This window comes from Streptomyces sp. NPDC041200 (assembly GCF_055591805.1).
In genome coordinates this window covers 888,790-907,896 of record NZ_JBVIZF010000001.1, presented here as the reverse complement: position 1 = coordinate 907,896, position 19,107 = coordinate 888,790, and the positions used below count along the sequence as shown (strand labels likewise).

The following is a 19,107-nucleotide window of genomic DNA, read 5'->3' as shown; positions in this document are numbered from 1 at the left end:
CGTAACCCCGCCACGTCCGGGACGAGCCGGGCAGCAGGCGAGAATGGGATCCGTGGGAAGAAACGCAAGCCCTGTGGTGTGGACGCTGGTGGTGCCGCTGAAACCCCTGTCACGGGCGAAGAGCAGGCTCTCCGACGCCACCGGGGACGCCCTGCGGCCGGGTCTCGCGCTGGCGTTCGCCAAGGACACGGTGGCCGCGGCGCTGGCCGGTCGGCGCGTGGGCGGGGTGACCGTGGTCACGGACGACCCGCTCGCCGCGCGCGAGCTGACGGCCCTCGGCGCCCGGATTCTGCCCGATACGCCGGGCCGCGGACTGAACGCGGCACTCACGCACGGCGCCCGGACGGTGCGGGAGGCCCGCCCCAGGGCCTTCGTGGCGGCGCTGAACGCCGATCTCCCGGCGCTGCGGACGGCCGACCTCGACCAGGTGCTCGAAGCCGCCGCGGGCGCCCCACGCGCCTTTCTGGCGGACGCGGCGGGCGTCGGCACGACGCTCCTCGCGGCGGCGCCGGGCACCGACCTCGCGCCCGCCTTCGGGGGCGCCTCCCGGGCCCGGCACCGGGCGTCCGGCGCGTACGAGATCGAGCTGCCCGGGGTCGATTCGGTGCGGCGTGACGTGGACACCGGCGAGGACCTGCGCGCGGCGCTGGCGCTGGGCGTCGGCACCCATACGGCCCGGCTGTGCGGCACCTGCCCGCCCGGCCCCAGGGCGGCACTGCCGGGGACATAGGGGCGGCCTGCCGGGGACACAGGGGGTGCCCCGCGAGGAGGCGTCGGGCGGCGCGCACTAGGCTTGCCGGTATGCAGGGAACGGCCTACACCTACGACTCCGACGCCCGTACGGGCAGTGTGCTGCTCGACGACGGCACGCCCCTGCCCTTCGACGCGGCGGCCTTCGACGCCGGGGGGCTGCTGACGCTGCGGCCCGGGCAGCGGGTACGGATCGAGGTCGCGGGCGAGGGCGCCGAGCGGCGCGTCGTCTTCATCACCCTGCAGACGTTCTGACGCCCCTAGCGGGGGTTCCGGGGCCGTGACGCACCGCGGGCCGGGCTCCCTCTGCGGAGCCCGGCCCGGCGCGTGAACGGTGCCGCTGTACGGGGCTGACTAGCGCTTCCTGGCGGTGGTGGTCTTCTTGGCGGGGGCCTTGCGCGCGGCCGTCTTGCGCGCCGGGGCCTTCTTCGCGGTGGCCTTCTTGGCGGTCGTCTTCTTCGCCGGAGCCGCCTTCTTGGCGGTGGCCTTGGTCGCCGGGGCCTTCTTGGCGGGCGCCTTCTTGGCCGTGGTCTTCTTGGCGGTCGTCTTCTTCGCCGGAGCCGCCTTCTTGGCGGTGGCCTTCTTGGCCGCGGCCTTCTTCGCGGCGGCCTGGAGGCTGCCCTTGGGGGCCTTCTTCACGGCCACCTCGCCGCCCCGGGGCAGCTTCTTCGAACCGCTCACCAGGTCCTTGAAGCCCTGGCCCGCGCGGAAACGGGGCACCGAGGTCTTCTTGACCCGGACCCGCTCCCCGGTCTGGGGGTTACGGGCGTACCGAGCAGGCCGCTCCACCTTCTCGAACGAACCGAAACCGGTGACCGAAACTCGATCCCCGCCGACCACTGCACGGACGATGGCGTCCAGGACCGCGTCGACCGCTTCGGCGGCCTGCTGTCGTCCGCCGACCTTGTCGGCAATCGCTTCTACGAGCTGCGCCTTGTTCACGTCTTCCCCTTCGGAGACATTGCTGGAACGAATGTGTTCAAGCTTTTTCGCACGTTAGGCAGATATATACCGCAAATCAAACACGAAACGGGCTAATCACCCTTGTGCCGCAACGCACTCGGTCGTCACGGACTTCGGTAGGAGTCGGGATCTTCGGGGAAACGGCCCTCGTCGAGGTCGTTCATCAACCGCTCCAGACGCCTTGCCGCGTCTGCGAGATCGTGTTTTGACGCTGCCGTGATCACCAGCAGCTTCCGGGACAGCGCCATCCGTACGCCCTCCGGGACTTGCAGTGTGCGCACCCTTGTGTGCGCTTCCTTGAGCCGGGCAGCGACAAGACCGTAGAGCTCGAGTTGGCCGTCGCGTTCCATGCACTGATTGTGCCATCTGAGGCGAGTTGTCGCTTCACGGGGCCTCAACATGACGATGCGCCGCCAGTCCGAGGACTGGCGGCGCATCATGCCAAACCCGCTCTGTGCAGGGAAAACCGGGGGGTCAGAGCACCGTCGTGGTGGGCTTGAAGGAGAAGCGGCGACCCTCGTACGCGACGATGTCGGCCTCCTCCCTGAGGGTGAGGCTGATGTCATCCAGCCCCTCCAGGAGTCGCCACCGGGCGTTCTCGTCAAGCTCAAAATCAGCCGTGATTCCCTCGGCTCGAACCTGACGGTCGACGAGGTCCACGGTGACCTCCGCGGCGGGGTCCGCCTCGACCAGCTTCCAGAGCCGTTCCACGGTCTCCTGCGGCAGGACGACGGTCAGCAGCCCGTTCTTGAGGGAGTTGCCGCGGAAGATGTCGGCGAAGCGGGAGGAGATCACGGCCTTGAAGCCGTAGTTCTGCAGCGCCCACACCGCGTGCTCGCGCGAGGAGCCGGTGCCGAAGTCGGGACCGGCCACCAGGACCGTCCCGCCCTTGTGTTCGGGCTGGTTGAGCACGAACTCCGGGTCCTTGCGCCAGGCCTCGAACAGCCCGTCCTCGAAACCGTCGCGGGTGACCTTCTTGAGCCAGTGCGCCGGGATGATCTGGTCGGTGTCGACGTTGCTGCGGCGCAGCGGAACGGCCCGGCCGGTGTGCGTGGTGAATGCTTCCATGGCTGCTCAGACCCCCACGGGAACGGTGACGTCGGCGTCGGACAGGTCGGCGGGCGAGGCCAGGTGGCCGAGCACCGCGGTGGCGGCGGCGACCTGCGGCGAGACCAGGTGGGTACGGCCGCCCTTGCCCTGCCTGCCCTCGAAGTTGCGGTTGGACGTGGACGCCGAGCGCTCGCCGGGGGCGAGCTGGTCGGGGTTCATGCCCAGGCACATCGAACAGCCCGCGTGCCGCCACTCGGCGCCGGCCTGGGTGAAGACCTTGTCCAACCCCTCCTCCACGGCCTGCAGCGCGACCCGTACCGAGCCCGGGACCACCAGCATCCGCACCCCGTCGGCCACCGAACGGCCGTGCAGGACGGAGGCGGCGTTGCGCAGGTCCTCGATGCGGCCGTTGGTGCAGGAACCGACGAAGACGGTGTCCACCTTGATCTCGCGCAGCGGCTGACCGGCCGTCAGACCCATGTACTCCAGGGCCTTCTCGGCGGCGTACTTCTCGCTGGCGTCCTCGAAGGTGGCCGGGTCCGGCACCGACTCCGACAGCGGCGCGCCCTGACCGGGGTTGGTGCCCCAGGTGACGAACGGGGCCAGCTCGGAGGCGTCGATGACGACCTCGCGGTCGTAGACCGCGTCGTCGTCGCTGCGCAGCGTGCGCCAGTACGCGACGGCCTCGTCCCACTCCTCGCCCTGCGGGGCGTGCGGGCGGCCCTCCAGGTAGGCGAAGGTGGTCTCGTCCGGAGCGATCATGCCTGCCCGGGCGCCCGCTTCGATGGACATGTTGCACACGGTCATCCGGGCTTCCATCGAGAGCTTCTCGATGGCCGGGCCGCGGTACTCGATCACGAAGCCCTGGCCGCCGCCGGTGCCGATGCGGGCGATGATCGCCAGGATCAGGTCCTTGGCGGTGACGGTCTCGGGCAGCTCGCCCTCGACGGTGACGGCCATGGTCTTGAACGGCGCGAGCGGCAGCGTCTGGGTGGCCAGCACGTGCTCGACCTGGCTGGTGCCGATGCCGAACGCGAGCGCGCCGAAGGCGCCGTGGGTGGAGGTGTGGCTGTCACCGCAGACGACGGTGGTGCCGGGCTGGGTCAGCCCCAGCTGCGGTCCCACCACGTGGACAACGCCCTGCTCGACGTCGCCGAGCGGGTGCAGACGCACCCCGAACTCCGCGCAGTTCTTGCGCAGCGTCTCCAACTGGGTGCGGGAGACGGGGTCCGCGATCGGCTTGTCGATGTCGAGGGTCGGGGTGTTGTGGTCCTCGGTCGCGAGGGTGAGATCGGTACGGCGCACCTGGCGGCCGGCCTTGCGGAGGCCGTCGAACGCCTGCGGGCTGGTCACCTCGTGCAGCAGGTGCAGATCGATGAAGAGGAGGTCGGGCTCGCCATCGGCGTGCCGGACGACATGATCGTCCCAGACCTTCTCCGCGAGTGTCCGTCCCATCGCTTTCCCTCCGACCGGCCTCTTCGCCGGCCCAACTCGTGTCGGGTGCGTGCCCTGGCTCGCGGGCCCGCCAGTTACAGAGTGGCGGGTATCCCGAAAAATTGAACTTGCGTTTCACACTGTGAGACGCGAGTATCGTTTCATGGACAACTCTAGCGGCGTCGGCGTTCTCGACAAGGCGGCTCTGGTACTGAGCGCTCTGGAGTCCGGTCCGGCCACCCTCGCGGGGCTGGTCGGGGCCACCGGTCTCGCGCGCCCCACGGCGCACCGGCTCGCGGTAGCACTCGAGCACCACCGGATGGTGGCACGTGACATGCAAGGCCGCTTCATCCTGGGCCCGCGTCTGGCCGAGCTGGCCGCGGCGGCGGGCGAGGACCGGCTGCTCGCCACGGCCGGGCCGGTCCTCACCCACCTCAGGGACGTGACCGGGGAGAGCGCGCAGCTCTACCGGCGCCAGGGCGACATGCGCATCTGCGTCGCGGCGGCCGAGCGGCTGTCCGGATTGCGGGACACCGTGCCGGTCGGCTCCACGCTCCCCATGAAGGCGGGCTCGGCGGCCCAGATCCTGATGGCCTGGGAGGAGCCGGAGCGGCTGCACCGGGGCCTCCAGGGCGCACGCTTCACCGCGACGGCGCTCTCCGGCGTACGGCGGCGGGGCTGGGCCCAGTCGATCGGCGAGCGGGAGCCGGGCGTGGCGTCCGTGTCCGCCCCGGTGCGCGGCCCGTCCAACCGCGTGGTCGCCTCCGTCTCGGTCTCCGGACCGATCGAGCGGCTGACCCGCCACCCGGGCCGCATGCACGCCCAGGCGGTCATCGACGCGGCGGCGCGCCTCTCGGACGCGCTGCGCCGGGGCCACTGATGACCGCCTTACGGGCGTCTGATCGTTACGCGCCCTTCAGCGACAGCCGGTCGGCCGCGCGCTCACCGCGACGGCCGACCGGGACGACCCCGGTGGCCTTGCCCAGCCCGAACGCCGGCATGTCGCAGTAGATCGCCTCGTGCGCACCGGCCGGCACGGCGTACGTCTCGTGCCAGATGCCGACCTTCCCCCGGCCCTCCCGGGCCCGCCGGTTGAACGCGGCCCAGGCCGGGCGGTGCTCCCCGTCCTGCGCCGAGGCGTACGCGAGGAGCTTCTCGTGTGAGTCCCAGTACTGGACGACGTACAGCACCCGGGGCGGACCGACCAGCAGCTGGCATCCCAGCAGCCCGCTCTCCTTGTCCCGCGACAGCTCGCGCAGCATCCGCGGCATGGCCCGGAAGACCGGCAGCCAGCTGCGCAGCGCGCGGAAGCGGTTGACGCGCATCCCGATGAGGAAGACGGTCACCTCCCCCTCGACCTCGGCGGTCATACGGCCCTCGATCACATCGGCACCCATGGTGATCCCCTCGTTCCGACGTCACGGCGTACTGGATAGTGAAGCTATCCAATGATTGGATAGTGACACTCTCCATACGGAAACGCAAGAGAAAACCGCAAGGGAAGGCACGGCATGCGACTGGCGGAGCTGAGCGAGCGCAGCGGGGTGTCCACCGCGACGATCAAGTACTACCTGCGCGAAGGGCTGCTGCCGCCGGGCGAGCGCCTCACCGCCACGAAGGCCGCGTACGGCGAGGAGCACCTGCGCAGGCTGCGGCTGGTGCGGGCGCTGATCCAGGTCGGCCGGATGCCGGTGGCCACGGCGCGCGAGGTACTGAAGGCCGCCGAGGACGAGTCGCTGAGCCAGCACTGGCGGCTGGGTGCCGCGATCTGGGCGCTGCCGAACGGCCCGGGCCCCGATGAGGACACCGTGGACGCCCCGGCGACGGCCCGCGCCCGGGAAGAGGCGGACGCGCTGCTGGACCGGCTCGGCTGGGCCCGCGGCCGGGACGCCCGCGACGACTCCCCCGCCTACCGCATGCTGGTGGAGGCCGTCGCGTCGCTGGCCCGCCTCGGATACCCGTATGACACCGACCACTTGCTGCCGTACGCCCGGCTGGCGTCCGAACTGGCCGTCCACGAACTGGATGTAGTGGAGACGTACGACACGCCCACCGAGCAGATCGAGGCGTCCGTCGCGCTGACCGTGCTGTACGAGCCGGTGCTGCTGAGCCTGCGGCGGCTCGCGCAGGCCCAGGAGTCCGGCCGCCGCTTCGACGGGGCATAACACGAAAAGGCCCTCCGCGTCACCGCGGAGGGCCTTCTCTGTTCTGTACCCCCGACCGGATTCGAACCGGCGCTACCGCCTTGAGAGGGCGGCGTGCTAGGCCGCTACACAACGGGGGCCTGAATCAGCACATCCTGTACTGCGCTGGGCTACCAGGACTCGAACCTAGACTAAATGAACCAGAATCACTCGTGCTGCCAATTACACCATAGCCCATGGTATAGACCAGTACCCCCGACCGGATTCGAACCGGCGCTACCGCCTTGAGAGGGCGGCGTGCTAGGCCGCTACACAACGGGGGCCCTAGCAATCTCCGTAACTACTGGAGATCCGTACCCCCGACCGGATTCGAACCGGCGCTACCGCCTTGAGAGGGCGGCGTGCTAGGCCGCTACACAACGGGGGCCTGGTCTTGCTTGATCAAGAGATTCTCGACAAAATCGGGAAGATCTCTTGCTGGGGTACCAGGACTCGAACCTAGACTAAGTGAACCAGAATCACTCGTGCTGCCAATTACACCATACCCCACCAAAACGCCACCCCCGTAGGGGTTTTGTCTGGGTTACGCCTCCGTCCGGCCTTTCGGCCCGCCCGGGCGGCGCAGGAAGAACATTACCCGATGGTGGACGGGCCACCAAAACGGATTGCCGGGGCGGTGGCGCCGCGTGCCGGGCACGCGGCGCCCCTCCGGTTCGTCAGGCCGACGGCGCCGACAGCTTGGCCAGTGCCGCGTCGACGCGGGCCAGTGTGCGCTCGCGCCCCAGGACCTCCAGGGACTCGAACAGCGGCAGACCGACCGTGCGGCCGGTGACGGCGACGCGGACCGGGGCCTGCGCCTTGCCCAGCTTGAGACCGTGCTCCTCACCGGCGGCGAGGACGGCCTCCTTGAGCGGCTCGGCCCGCCAGTCGGCCTCGGCCAGCTCGGCGATCTTCGTGCGGGCGGTGGCGAGCAGGGCGTCCGCGCCCGGCTTCATGGCCTTCGCCCACGACGCCTCGTCCTCCACCGGCTCGGCCAGGAAGAGGAAGTCGACGTTGGCGGTGATGTCGGACAGCACCGTCAGCCGGGTCTGGGCCAGCGGGGCCAGCGCCTCGAAGGCGGCCGGGTCGAAACGCTCCGGGTCCCAGGGCGCGTGCGGGGCCTGCAGCCAGGGGCCGCACGCCTCGATGAAGGCCTTGACGTCCAGCTGGCGGATGTGGTCCGCGTTGATCGCCTCGGCCTTCTTGAGGTCGAAGCGCGCCGGGTTGGCGTTGACGCCCGAGATGTCGAACGCGGCGACCATCTCCTCCTGCGAGAAGACGTCCCGGTCGGCCGAGAGCGACCAGCCCAGCAGGGAGAGGTAGTTGAGCAGCCCCTCGGGGAGGAAGCCGCGCTCCCGGTAGAGGTTCAGCGATGACTGGGGGTCGCGCTTGGAGAGCTTCTTGTTGCCCTCGCCCATGACGTACGGCAGGTGGCCGAAGGCGGGCACCTGGCCGCCGCCCACACCGATCTCGGCGAGCGCCCGGTAGAGCGCGATCTGGCGCGGGGTGGAGGACAGCAGGTCCTCGCCGCGCAGCACGTGCGTGATCTCCATGAGCGCGTCGTCGACGGGGTTGACGAGCGTATAGAGGGGGGCGCCGTTGGCGCGCACGATGCCGTAGTCCGGAACGTTGTCCGGGGTGAAGGTCAGCTCGCCGCGCACCAGGTCGGTGAAGGTGATCGGCTCGTCGGGCATCCGGAAGCGGACGATCGAGGTGCGGCCCTCGGCGTCATGCGCCGCGATCTGCTCGGGGGTCAGCGTGCGGCAGGTGCCGTCGTAGCCGGAGGGGCGGCCGGCCTTGCGGGCGGCCTCGCGGCGCTCGTCCAGCTCCTCGGCCGTGCAGTAGCAGCGGTAGGCGTGCCCGGCGTCCAGCAGCTTGGCCGCGACGTCGGCGTAGATGTCCATGCGCTGCGACTGGCGGTAGGGCGCGTGCGGGCCGCCGACCTCGGGGCCCTCGTCCCAGTCGAAGCCCAGCCAGCGCATGGCGTCGAGCAGCTGCGCGTACGACTCCTCGGAGTCGCGCGCGGCGTCGGTGTCCTCGATGCGGAAGACCAGGGTGCCGCCGTGGTGGCGGGCGTACGCCCAGTTGAAGAGGGCGGTGCGGACCAGACCCACGTGGGGGTTGCCGGTCGGCGAGGGACAGAAACGAACCCGCACGGGGGCGGAGGAGCTTGCGCTAGCCACGCTTGATCACCTTGTTGGTGAGAGTGCCGATGCCTTCGATGGTGACGGCGACCTCGTCGCCGACGGTGAGGGGGCCGACGCCCGCCGGGGTGCCGGTGAGCACGACGTCGCCGGGGAGCAGCGTCATCGCCTCGGTGATGTGCACGATCAGGTCCTCGATCGAGCGGACCATCTCGCTGGTGCGGCCCAGCTGCCGCTGTTCGCCGTTGACGGTGCACATGACCCCGAGGTCGCCCGCCCGCTCCAGGTCGATGCCGGTCTCCACCCAGGGGCCCAGCGGGCAGGAGCCGTCGAAGCCCTTCGCCCGTGCCCACTGCTTCTCGCGCCGCTGCGCGTCGCGCGCGGTGATGTCGTTGGCGCAGGTGTAGCCGAGGATGACGTCGGCCACGCGCTCGCGCGGGACCTCGCGGCACATCCGTCCGATGACCACGGCCAGCTCGGCCTCGTGGTGCACCTCGGAGGAGAAGGAGGGGTAGGCGATGGGGTCGCCGGGGCCGGTCACCGCGGTGGACGGCTTGAAGAAGACGACCGGGACGTCGGGGACCTCGTTGCCGAGTTCGGCGGCGTGCTCGGCGTAGTTGCGGCCCACGCCCACGACCTTGTTGGGCAGGACGGGCGGCAGCAGCCGGACCTTGCTGAGGGGGACCTTCTGCCCTGAGCGCTCGAATTCGGCGAAGGGATGGCCCTTGATGATGTCGACGACGGGGCCGCCCTGATCGGACGGCTCGCCCTCGACCACTCCGAAGGCGACGTTGCCATCGATGGAGAATCTGGCGATGCGCACGGGAAGCTGGTGCCCCTTAACTGAACTCGCTGGAGACTGACGCTCCAGGCTATCGCCCCGCCTCCCGCGCGCCGCCGGGTCGGCTCGCCCGTCCCCGTAGGGGGACACCGGCGAGTGAGCCAAAGGGGCGCGCCGGTGTCGAAAGGGAGAGCGCGCGCAGGTCCCGAGGAACGAGGGACCGAGCACGGTCGACCGTCGACATCGGCTGTGGCGCCCCGGCGGGGGCACCTCCCAGCGGTAGCTGGGGGAGAACCGAGCCCCAAAGTAAGCGGCTCAGTGGCCGGGGGCCTCGGTCAGCACGGTGCGCCGGGGGTTGGCGGTCTGGGTGGGCAGTTCGACGGGGTGCTCCGGCGCTTCGCCGGTCTCGGTCCGCAGTTCCTCGGCGTCCCCGAGATGGGCCAGGGTGGTGCGCCGGGGGTTGGCTATGGTGCGGAACATCATCGTCGTCTTCACTGGGTTTACGCCTCGCGTTGTTGTCGTATCGACCGGTGGTGTAAAGCGTCAGGCTAGGGGCCGCCTTGCCCATGGATTCGCAGAAAAAGTCTCGACGAGCGTGTGATTTTGCTCACGACTGATCCGGCAAATGCCGCATTCACGACACGCGATCCATGCCCCGAAACGGACATTGCACCCCCGAACCAGACGTTCCGCTCTTGATCATCGCTAGCCGGACACGCCGTTACCGCGATCGACTCGTTCACAAAAGTCCGTTATCGCAGACATGACTTTCTACGTCCGGTAATAAGGCCCGTACTGAGCGTCACGCGCGTCACAGCCTGACCGCTTGCCCTTGTTGCAGCATCCGGCACTGTGCTGGAATTCCCGGGACCGCCGCGGGAATCAGCCCGGCGCGCATGGGGGCGCAAGACAGAGAGGCGCCGAGCGGCGGAGGCTCCTCTCTTGTCGATATACGAAAGGAAGCGCGCCGGTCACTCACGACCGAATTGGGGGGCCGCGGTCCCCCTCGACTCGACACCGCTCCACTGCTGATCCAGTGGGGCGCCTGGTCCAGAGGTTGCGACGCTAGTGCAGGGACGTTTCAAGAGGGATGGTATGGGGTCCCCCCAGGCCCGCAAGGGTCGTGGGGAAGCTTCGGCGGACCCGGAACCGCGTGGTGGGACCGACCGCGGTTCCGCGCCCCAGCGCGCCCAGGGCGGCGGGCGGCCCCCGGCCGGCCAGAGCCCCGAGGCCGGTACCCAGAGCGCTACGAAGACCAGCGCGCCCAGCGGTGGCGGCGGCGCCGCCGAGTCCACCACGCCGACGGCGCCCAGCGGGCCCGGCGCCCGGGTGGCCCTCAAGAACTGGCGCATCAGTACCCGGCTGGTCTCCCTGCTGGCGCTCCCGGTGGTCGCCGCGACCACGCTGGGAGCGCTGCGTATCGACACCTCGCTGGACAACATCCAGCAGCTCGACCAGATGAAGCTGCTCACCGACATGACGCAGCAGGCCACTCAGCTGTCGAACGCGCTCCAGGCGGAGCGGGACAAGTCGGCGGGGCCGCTGGCGAGCAAGGGCAACGAGAAGGACGACGGCGTCGTCTCCACGCGCGAGGACACCAACCGCGCGATCGCGGCCTTCCGCAAGGCCACCGACAACGTCGAGCCCGGCGACCAGTCCATGGCCGGTGTGCAGTCCACGCTGGTCAACATCGACCGCCAGCTCGGCAAGATCAACGATATCCGCGACACGGCGTACGGCAACAGCCAGTACTACTCGCTGACGGTCCAGGACTACAACGAGCTGATCAACTCGCTGCTGTCGCTGTCGCAGGACATGGCGCAGGCGACCAGCAACCGCGCGATGATCAACAACACCCGCGCGCTCGCCACCTTCTCCTCGGCCAAGGAGTACGCCTCCATCCAGCGCGCGCTCATCAGCGCCGCCCTCGCCGACCCCAAGGGCGCCCAGTTCTCCGCCAACGACAGCCGGTTCGCCAGGACCGCGGTCGACAAGGAGAACGAGGCGCTCGGCAGCTTCAAGCAGATCCGCCAGGGCAACTCCGAGGACCTGCTGGAGCCGCTGGACAGCCGCCCCGACATCAAGGCGGCGACGATGTACGCCGACCGGGCGGTGCGCGACCCGGACGGCCTCAAGGCCGAGAAGCGCACGTATCTGGACTGGTACGACCAGGACAGTATCAAGATCGACGAGATGGGCAAGATCGAGCAGACGCTGCTCAGCGAGATGACGCAGAAGTCTCGTGAGCTGCGCGACTCCGCCCAGCAGGACGCGATCCTCAACGGTGCGCTGATCCTGCTCGTCCTCGGTGTCTCGCTGGTCGGCGCGTTCGTGGTGGCCCGGTCGATGGTCCGCTCGCTGCGCCGGCTGCAGGACACCGCGCAGGACGTCGCCGAGAAGCGGCTGCCCGAGCTGGTCAAGCAGCTGTCCGAGTCCGACCCGCAGGACGTGGACACCTCCGTCGAGTCCGTCGGCGTGCACAGCCGGGACGAGATCGGCAAGGTGGCCGCGGCCTTCGACGACGTGCACCGCGAGGCGGTCCGGCTGGCCGCCGAACAGGCGCTGCTGCGGGGCAACGTCAACGCGATGTTCACCAACCTCTCGCGCCGCAGCCAGGGCCTCATCCAGCGCCAGCTCTCGCTCATCTCCGAGCTGGAGAGCCGCGAGGCCGACCCGGACCAGCTGTCCTCGCTGTTCAAGCTCGACCACCTCGCGACCCGCATGCGCCGTAACGGTGAGAACCTGCTGGTCCTCGCGGGCGAGGAGCCCGGCCGCCGCTGGACCCGGCCGGTCCCGCTGGTGGACGTGCTCCGCGCGGCCGCCTCCGAGGTGGAGCAGTACGAGCGCATCGAACTCAGCTCGGTCCCGGCGACCGAGGTCGCGGGCCGGGTCGTCAACGACCTCGTGCACCTGCTCGCCGAGCTGCTGGAGAACGCCACCTCGTTCTCCTCGCCGCAGACCAAGGTCAAGGTCACCGGTCACGCGCTGCCCGACGGGCGGGTGCTGGTCGAGATCCACGACACCGGTATCGGGCTCTCCCCCGAGGACCTGGCCGCGATCAACGAGCGGCTGGCCTCGCCGCCCACGGTCGACGTGTCGGTCTCCCGGCGCATGGGCCTGTTCGTGGTCGGCCGCCTGTCGCTGCGTCACGGCATCCGCATCCAGCTCCGGCCGTCCGACTCGGGCGGTACGACGGCGCTGGTCATGCTGCCGGTGGACGTCGCCCAGGGCAACCGCAAGCCCGCGCCGCAGAGCGCGGGCGGCAAGGCCGGCGCCCCCGGCCAGGGCGCTCCGGGTTCCGGCGGGCAGGGCAACGGCTCGGCGGGACTGCTCGGTACGCCGCCCCCGCGGCGGCAGGTCCCCGGTTCGGGTCCGCGCACCGCGCTGCCCGGCAACGGCGGCGGCCTGCCGACCCGTCCGGCCGGTGCGGGCGCGGGTCCCTCGGGACCGTCCGGAGGGGCTCCGTCCACTCCCAACCTCTTCGAGGCGCCCGGACGCTCGGCCTCCCCGCAGCGCAACGAGCCCCCGGCCGGATCCGGCGGCGGTGCCGGTGACCGTCCCCCGCTGCCCTCGCGCGGCGACCAGGGGCCGACGGTCGCGCCGCCGACCGGTGCGCCCAGCCGCGCCGACGCGGGCGACCAGGGCAACCGTCCGCAGCTGCCCTCGCGCGACCCGGCACGTGAGCTGCCCGGTCCGCAGGCGCAGCAGCCCGGCACCAGCTGGGGCCGTCCCGAGGACGACTGGACGGCCGGGCGCCGGGACGCGGGCGACCAGCCGCGCGGGCACGAGGAGCCCGAGACCACGGGCCAGTTCGAGCGTCCGGACCTCCTCGCCGCCCCGGGCGAGCGCCGTGATCCGTTCGGCAACCGCGGCCCCGGCGACACCGGTGAGCTGCCGCAGCTGAGCGACGGCCCCAACCTGTTCGAGCCGCGCCGCGGCCCGGGTGACACCGGCGAGTTCCCGCGCCCGGACTACGGACGCGGGCCCGGCGACACCAGCGAGTTCCAGCGGCCCGACTTCGGCCGCGGGCCCGGTGACACCGGTGAGTTCGCCGTACCCGGCCAGGAGGGCCGCGGTCCGGGTGACACCGGGCAGTTCAGCCGCCCCGACTACGGACGCGGCCCCGGCGACACCAGCGAGTTCCAGCGGCCGGAGCTGGGCCAGGGGCCCGGCGACACCGGCCAGTTCCCGCAGGTGCGGGACGACCGGAACGGCCGCCAGCCGGACGACACCCTGCCGCCCGCCGGTCCCGGCGACGGCCGGACGCCGATATTCGACACCATCGAATCCACCTGGCTGCACCAGCCCGAAAACCCGGGCGGCCAGGGCGACAGCGGGCAGTACACCGCCGAGCCGCCCGCCCCGGCTCCCGAGCCGCCCGCGTCCGGGCGGCCCGCCTCGGCCGTTCCGCCCGCGCGGGACCGTGAGCCGCAGCAGTCGTCCTGGAACACCGGTGCGTACAACGGCATCGGGGCGAGCGACACCAGCGCCGTGCGCGACACCAACGGAGCCCAGCGCACCGGCGGTACGAACGGCACCAACGGCGCCGGTTTCCAGGGGCTCGGTGCCGGAGAGTCCGCGTGGCAGTCGTCGTCTGCCAACGACGAGCGCTGGCGCCGCGCCGGGCAGATCCGCGAGCCCGCCGCCGGCGGTATCACGTCGTCCGGCTTGCCACGGCGGGTGCCCCGCGCGAATCTCGTGGAAGGCGCGGCCCAGCCGTCGCAGCAGCCCGAGCAGGTGGGGCCACAGGTGTCTCGCGCGCCCGACGACGTGCGCGGGAGGCTGACCAACCTCCGCCGGGGGATTCAGCAGGGCCGTCGGGCCCATACCGGTCCCGAAGGCAATCACGATCGCGGCGTAGGCCCGACTTACCAGCAGGAGCGTTAGTTGAGCCCGATGAGCCAGGCGGCGCAGAATCTGAACTGGTTGATCACCAATTTCGTGGACAACACCCCCGGGGTGTCCCACACCGTGGTGGTCTCCGCCGACGGACTCCTTCTGGCGATGTCCGAAGGCTTCCCGCGTGACCGAGCCGATCAACTGGCGGCGGTCGCCTCCGGCCTGACGTCCCTCACGACCGGCGCCTCCCGCATCTTCGAAGGCGGCACGGTCAACCAGACCGTCGTCGAGATGGAACGGGGCTTCCTCTTCATCATGTCCATCTCCGACGGCTCCTCCCTCGCCGTACTCGCCCACCCGGAGTGCGACATCGGCCTCGTCGGCTACGAGATGGCCCTGCTCGTCGATCGCGCGGGCAACGTCCTCACCCCCGACCTGCGCGCCGAATTGCAAGGCAGCTTGTTGAACTGACCCCCGACCGCCAGCCCGGCCGTACGGCCGGGCGCCCCCCACCGGCACCGACCGACGGCACAGTCGTCACCTTGTTGTCCGACCGGAGGACTCATGACCCCGCCCCCTGCCTCGACCGGCCCGTACGGCGGCCATCACCACTCGCCGTACGGGGGTGAAGGCGACCAGCCATTGGTGCGTCCCTACGCCATGACCGGAGGCCGGACCCGGCCGCGCTACCAGCTCGCCATCGAGGCACTGGTCAGCACCACGGCCGACCCCGCTCACCTGGCGGGACTGCTCCCCGAGCACCAGCGCATCTGCCATCTGTGCGGGGAGGTCAAGTCCGTCGCGGAGGTGTCGGCTCTGCTGAACATCCCCCTCGGGGTGGCGCGGATCCTGGTGGCCGACCTGGCGGAGGCCGGCATGGTGGCCATTCACCAGCCGGGGGGCAGCTCGGAGACGGGCGGTACGCCGGATGTGACACTGCTCGAAAGGGTGCTCAGTGGACTTCGCAAGCTCTAGCGGCGGCGCCCCTCCCGCCCGCGCGACCACCTCGGCGAAGATCGTTGTGGCGGGCGGCTTCGGCGTGGGCAAGACCACGTTCGTCGGCGCGGTCTCGGAGATCAACCCGCTGCGCACCGAAGCCGTGATGACGTCCGCCTCGGCGGGCATCGACGACCTGAGCCATGTGCAGGACAAGACCACGACGACCGTGGCGATGGACTTCGGCCGCATCACGCTGGACGACGACCTGATCCTGTACCTGTTCGGAACCCCCGGCCAGGACCGGTTCTGGTTCATGTGGGACGACCTGGTCCGCGGCGCCATCGGCGCCGTCGTCCTCGTCGACACCCGCCGCCTCGCCGACTGCTTCCCCGCCGTCGACTACTTCGAGAACTCCGGGCTGCCCTTCGTCATCGCCCTCAACGGCTTCGACGGACACCAGCCCTACGCTCCGGAGGAGGTCCGCGAGGCCCTGCAGATCGGCCCGGACACCCCGATCATCACCACGGACGCCCGCCACCGCAGCGAGACCAAGAGTGCCCTTATCACATTGGTCGAGCACGCGTTGATGGCCCGGCTCAAGTAGGGGCAGACCGCCGGAGGTTGTCCGACAGCGAAGGTACGAGCGGGCTGTGTCCAACGACACGGCCCGCTCGTACCTTCATAACGTTTCGACAGAGAAAAACACGGCTCGTCGACACGGAGCGCATGTGATCGACTCCGCTGAGCACTCAATTAGTTCGGTATTTGACATGGCTCACCCTTAACGCCCGTTTTATCTCTGGTCTAGACAACAGACTGAGCGGTTTGCGCAGTGTTTGGAAAGCACCAGCGGGGCGTGCTGGAATTCGCTGAACTGGGCAGTAGAGGGCTCAACTGGGAACGGCACGAGATCGGTGCCGACGCCGAGAGGTTTTGGTCGAGTGAGGCGAAGCACGCCGGACCCCGCGCAAGAAGCGCGAGGGAACTTCACCCCGCCGCCGCGTACACGCACAGCGGCACCGCCCGCAGATGCGTCGGATCCGCCCGCCCCCACCGGTGGCCGGATCACCCCGCGGAACTGGGGGGTGCGCACGCGGCTTTACGCCATTTTGCTCATCCCCGTGCTGGTGGCGCTGATCTTCGGTGGCTTCCAGGTGCAGTCGTCGTTCGCCACCTGGAACGAGGCGCAGGACGCGGAGCGCACCGCCAAGCTGGTCCGGGCCGCCGAGAGCTACGCCCACGCCCTGGTCGACGAGCGCGACCGCACCGCGGGACCGCTGCTGACGGGCACCAATGAGGACGTGGTGCGCAAAATGCGCGCGACGACCGACGCGATGAAGAAGCAGTTCGACGACGCGGCCGCCGACATGCCGCAGACGGCGGCCCTCAAGCGCCGCCTCAAGGCGTTCCGGGCGGCCGAACCCCAGCTGGCGGCGCTGCGGCGGAACGCCTACACCGACCGGCTGGGCGCGGTGAAGACCGAAGAGGGATACGTCAGCGTCGAACACTCGCTGATCGAGTTCGCCAATGAACTGGGTCTGGGCACCGGCAACATCACCTCCTACGGCCGCACCGTCTACGCGGTCTCGCTGGCCAAGGGCGCCGAGTCGCTGCAGCGCTCCATCGGCACGCATCTGCTGGTCAAGCCGGGTCCGTCGGCGACCGACCGCAAGACCCAGCTGACCGCTTTCGGCAGCTATGTCTACCTGGAGGGCATCGCCCTCGGAGAGTTCAACGCCGCCGGTACCCCGGAGGACGTGACCCGCCTGGAGGACACCCTCACCGCGGCCAAGAAGCGGGCCGAGGAGCAGAGCGCCGCGGCGAAGCAGAAGGCCGAGTCGGCGGGGAAGACGTACACCGAACCGCCCTCCATGAACCGGATGGTCCAGGCCATTGCCGGTGGTTCGGCACCCGACGAGCTGGCGGACCAGGGCATCACTCCGGACACCTGGTTCGCCGCGTCCACGGTCAAGTTCGACGCGTACCGCGATGCCGAGCAGAACCTCGTCAACAAGGCCGTGAACGAGGCATCGCAAATATCCGCGAACGCAAAGCAGGACACGATCGTGAACTCCGCGATCGTGCTCGTCGCACTGCTCGCGGCGTTCATCGTGGCCGGCCGGATGGCCCGCTCGATGAGCCACAGCATGCTCCAGCTGCGCAACGCCGCCTTCGACGTCGCCGAGCAGCGGCTGCCCATGGTGGTCGACCAGCTCTCCCGCACCGACCCGGGCCGGGTGAACACCCGGGTCACCCCGATCCCGATCAACACCCGGGACGAACTGGGCGAGGTCGCCCGCGCCTTCGACCAGGTGCACCGCGAGGCGATCCGTCTCGCGGCCGAGCAGGCGATGCTGCGGGGCAACGTCAACGCGATCTTCACCAACCTTTCCAGTCGCAATCAGGGGCTGATCGAGCGACAGCTCACCCTGATCTCCGAACTGGAGAGCCGGGAGGCCGACCCGGACCAGCTGGAGCACCTCTTCCGGCTGGACCACCTGGCCACCCGTATGCGCCGCAACGGCGAGAACCTGCTGATCCTCGCGGGCGAGGAGCCGGGCCGTCGCTGGAACCAGCCGGTGCCGCTGATCGACGTGCTGCGCGCCGCCTCGTCCGAGGTGGAGTCGTACGAGCGGATCGAACTGGCCGGGATCTCCGAGAGCGAGATCCACGGCACGGCGGTGACCGACCTCGTGCATCTGCTCGCCGAGCTGCTGGAGAACGCCACCACCTTCTCCTCGCCGCACACCAAGGTGCGGGTCACCGCGACCCGGCTGCCGGACGGCCGGGTGGTGGTCGAGATCCACGACAAGGGCATCGGCCTGACCGCCGAGGACTTCGCCGACATCAACCACAAGCTGGCCAAGCCGCCGACCGTGGACGCCGCTGTCTCCCAGCGCATGGGCCTGTTCGTGGTCGGCCGCCTCGCCGACCGGCACGGCATCCGGGTGCAGCTGCGCCCGGCCGGTGAGCAGGCGGGCACCACGTCGCTGGTGATGCTGCCCGAGGCGATCACCCACGGCGGTGGCGGCGAGGAGCTGCCCCAGGAGGACTTCACGGTCTCCCGGCTCGTCCCGGAGCCGGAGCCGCAGCCGCAGCCGCAGCCCACGTACACCGCGGAGGACGCCGCGCTGTCCTCCCGTACGGCCGCTGAGCTGGGCTTCGACGACTCGTCGTACGCCCAGGAGCAGTTCCAGCGGCAGTACGGCGGGATGCAGGCCGTGCAGCCCGAGCAGGAGCCCCGGCACGACCCGGCCGGGCCGGACCTGCTGGCCCAGCCCGGTCCGGATCTGCTGGCCCAGCCCGGTCCGGGACCGGTCCAGCCCGGGTACCAGGATTCCGCCTTTTCTGAACCGGAAGCGGACTTCACCGCCCAGACGGAGCCGGAACAGCAGCCATATGGCGGCTACAACTCACCTGCCCAGCAGGGAGAGTGGGGCGATTCCGGATCTTTTGAAAACCCCTTCGCGTCGCAGTTCGGGACGCAAACGGAATCGGGACCCGGCGGTCCCGAAGTTTCCCGGGACCGCGTAGAGTTCCACCGTCCGGGCCCCTCTCCGAGCGGCGTCCACTCGATGACCGACGCGGGGCTCCCGCGCCGCGACAGGCAGTGGCAGCCGACCGAGGAGACAGGGGCACAGGCGGCAGTCGGGGAGCCGGCGGCGCCCGCGGCGCCGGAACGGCCGCGGCAGGCCCCGCAGGAGGACGGTAACCGGTGGCAGTCGGAAAACGACCAGCGCTGGCACCGTGCCGAACAGCTCCGTGAGCCGAAGGCCGGCGGAGTCACCTCCTCCGGTCTGCCCCGGAGGGTGCCCAAGGCCAACCTGGTCGAGGGTGCCGCGGAGCCCACCGGACAGGGCGGCCCCCAGGTCTCCCGGGCCCCGGAGGACATCCGCGGCAGGCTCAGCAACCTGCGCAGCGGCATCCAGCGGGGACGCGACGCGGGATCCGGGATCCCCCCGCGTGACCAGCATGACCAACAGGGCTTCGGCCCCGGCAGCACCTACGATCAGGAGCGTTAGTG

General features: G+C 70.3%; 17 protein-coding genes and 5 tRNA genes. 9 read left to right on the top strand and 13 right to left on the bottom strand.

Annotation, left to right across the window (positions count from 1 at the left end; all coding sequences use genetic code 11):
• The first annotated feature begins 43 nt into the window (after positions 1-43).
• Together cofC and ACZ6CL_RS04245 are read left to right on the top strand one after the other, a co-directional pair.
• On the top strand, positions 44-730 hold the full coding sequence (gene cofC, locus ACZ6CL_RS04250) for a 2-phospho-L-lactate guanylyltransferase (protein WP_468930869.1): 687 nt from the start codon (positions 44-46) through the stop codon (positions 728-730).
• Between the two features lie 71 nt (positions 731-801).
• Complete coding sequence (locus ACZ6CL_RS04245) at positions 802-1,005, top strand: hypothetical protein (protein ID WP_468930867.1); 204 nt, start codon at positions 802-804, stop codon at positions 1,003-1,005.
• A gap of 99 nt (positions 1,006-1,104) precedes the next feature.
• On the opposite strand, the gene ACZ6CL_RS04240 is transcribed toward ACZ6CL_RS04245, so the two are convergent.
• The 4 genes from ACZ6CL_RS04240 to leuC all read right to left on the bottom strand — a co-directional run bounded on the left by ACZ6CL_RS04240 (position 1,105) and on the right by leuC (position 4,218).
• A complete protein-coding gene (locus ACZ6CL_RS04240) occupies positions 1,105-1,692 on the bottom strand; it encodes an HU family DNA-binding protein (protein WP_468930865.1) in 588 nt (195 codons plus the stop codon).
• A gap of 125 nt (positions 1,693-1,817) precedes the next feature.
• Positions 1,818-2,063, bottom strand: coding sequence for an SCO5555 family protein (locus ACZ6CL_RS04235; RefSeq protein WP_179936968.1), 246 nt, complete (start codon positions 2,061-2,063; stop codon positions 1,818-1,820).
• Between the two features lie 124 nt (positions 2,064-2,187).
• Positions 2,188-2,781 carry a 3-isopropylmalate dehydratase small subunit gene (gene leuD / locus ACZ6CL_RS04230; protein WP_468930864.1) on the bottom strand — a complete coding sequence of 198 codons (594 nt, stop codon included), beginning with the start codon at positions 2,779-2,781 and terminating at the stop codon, positions 2,188-2,190.
• Positions 2,782-2,787: 6 nt separating this feature from the next.
• A complete protein-coding gene (leuC, locus tag ACZ6CL_RS04225; RefSeq protein ID WP_468930861.1) occupies positions 2,788-4,218 on the bottom strand; it encodes a 3-isopropylmalate dehydratase large subunit in 1,431 nt (476 codons plus the stop codon).
• A 142-nt stretch (positions 4,219-4,360) separates the two neighbouring features.
• On the opposite strand from leuC, the gene ndgR reads away from it, so the two are divergent.
• A complete protein-coding gene (gene ndgR / locus ACZ6CL_RS04220) occupies positions 4,361-5,077 on the top strand; it encodes an IclR family transcriptional regulator NdgR (protein WP_385439332.1) in 717 nt (238 codons plus the stop codon).
• Between the two features lie 25 nt (positions 5,078-5,102).
• On the opposite strand, the gene ACZ6CL_RS04215 is transcribed toward ndgR, so the two are convergent.
• Positions 5,103-5,594 (bottom strand): DUF4188 domain-containing protein, encoded by a 492-nt coding sequence (locus tag ACZ6CL_RS04215; protein ID WP_468930858.1) that lies wholly within the window; start codon positions 5,592-5,594, stop codon positions 5,103-5,105.
• A 114-nt stretch (positions 5,595-5,708) separates the two neighbouring features.
• Between ACZ6CL_RS04215 and ACZ6CL_RS04210 the strand changes: the two genes are divergently transcribed.
• Complete coding sequence (locus ACZ6CL_RS04210; protein ID WP_468930857.1) at positions 5,709-6,362, top strand: MerR family transcriptional regulator; 654 nt, start codon at positions 5,709-5,711, stop codon at positions 6,360-6,362.
• Between the two features lie 46 nt (positions 6,363-6,408).
• On the opposite strand, the gene ACZ6CL_RS04205 is transcribed toward ACZ6CL_RS04210, so the two are convergent.
• From ACZ6CL_RS04205 to ACZ6CL_RS04170, 8 genes are all read right to left on the bottom strand, one after another.
• Positions 6,409-6,481: transfer RNA gene (locus tag ACZ6CL_RS04205), tRNA-Glu, on the bottom strand.
• A 25-nt stretch (positions 6,482-6,506) separates the two neighbouring features.
• Positions 6,507-6,578: transfer RNA gene (locus ACZ6CL_RS04200), tRNA-Gln, on the bottom strand.
• A gap of 13 nt (positions 6,579-6,591) precedes the next feature.
• Positions 6,592-6,664, bottom strand: a tRNA-Glu gene (locus ACZ6CL_RS04195).
• 31 nt (positions 6,665-6,695) lie between these two features.
• Positions 6,696-6,768, bottom strand: a tRNA-Glu gene (locus ACZ6CL_RS04190).
• A 50-nt stretch (positions 6,769-6,818) separates the two neighbouring features.
• Positions 6,819-6,890 (bottom strand) — tRNA-Gln (locus ACZ6CL_RS04185).
• A 167-nt stretch (positions 6,891-7,057) separates the two neighbouring features.
• On the bottom strand, positions 7,058-8,563 hold the full coding sequence (gene gltX, locus ACZ6CL_RS04180; RefSeq protein ID WP_468930855.1) for a glutamate--tRNA ligase: 1,506 nt from the start codon (positions 8,561-8,563) through the stop codon (positions 7,058-7,060).
• On the bottom strand, positions 8,556-9,347 hold the full coding sequence (locus tag ACZ6CL_RS04175; RefSeq protein WP_468930853.1) for a fumarylacetoacetate hydrolase family protein: 792 nt from the start codon (positions 9,345-9,347) through the stop codon (positions 8,556-8,558). The genes gltX and ACZ6CL_RS04175 overlap by 8 nt, the downstream gene beginning before the upstream one ends.
• Positions 9,348-9,620: 273 nt before the next feature.
• Complete coding sequence (locus tag ACZ6CL_RS04170; protein WP_385439323.1) at positions 9,621-9,800, bottom strand: hypothetical protein; 180 nt, start codon at positions 9,798-9,800, stop codon at positions 9,621-9,623.
• 600 nt (positions 9,801-10,400) lie between these two features.
• Between ACZ6CL_RS04170 and ACZ6CL_RS04165 the strand changes: the two genes are divergently transcribed.
• From ACZ6CL_RS04165 to ACZ6CL_RS04145, 5 genes are all read left to right on the top strand, one after another.
• Positions 10,401-14,192, top strand: coding sequence for a sensor histidine kinase (locus ACZ6CL_RS04165; protein WP_468930851.1), 3,792 nt, complete (start codon positions 10,401-10,403; stop codon positions 14,190-14,192).
• Positions 14,193-14,201: 9 nt separating this feature from the next.
• Positions 14,202-14,615, top strand: a complete 414-nt coding sequence (locus ACZ6CL_RS04160) for a roadblock/LC7 domain-containing protein (protein ID WP_009714791.1) — start codon at positions 14,202-14,204, stop codon at positions 14,613-14,615.
• 93 nt (positions 14,616-14,708) lie between these two features.
• Positions 14,709-15,119, top strand: coding sequence for a DUF742 domain-containing protein (locus ACZ6CL_RS04155; protein WP_009714792.1), 411 nt, complete (start codon positions 14,709-14,711; stop codon positions 15,117-15,119).
• A complete protein-coding gene (locus ACZ6CL_RS04150; RefSeq protein WP_179936959.1) occupies positions 15,100-15,687 on the top strand; it encodes a GTP-binding protein in 588 nt (195 codons plus the stop codon). Before ACZ6CL_RS04155 ends, ACZ6CL_RS04150 begins: the two co-directional genes overlap by 20 nt.
• Positions 15,688-16,024: 337 nt before the next feature.
• Positions 16,025-19,105: a sensor histidine kinase gene (locus ACZ6CL_RS04145; RefSeq protein WP_468930847.1), complete on the top strand. Its 3,081-nt coding sequence runs from the start codon at positions 16,025-16,027 to the stop codon at positions 19,103-19,105.
• Positions 19,106-19,107 lie beyond the last annotated feature (2 nt).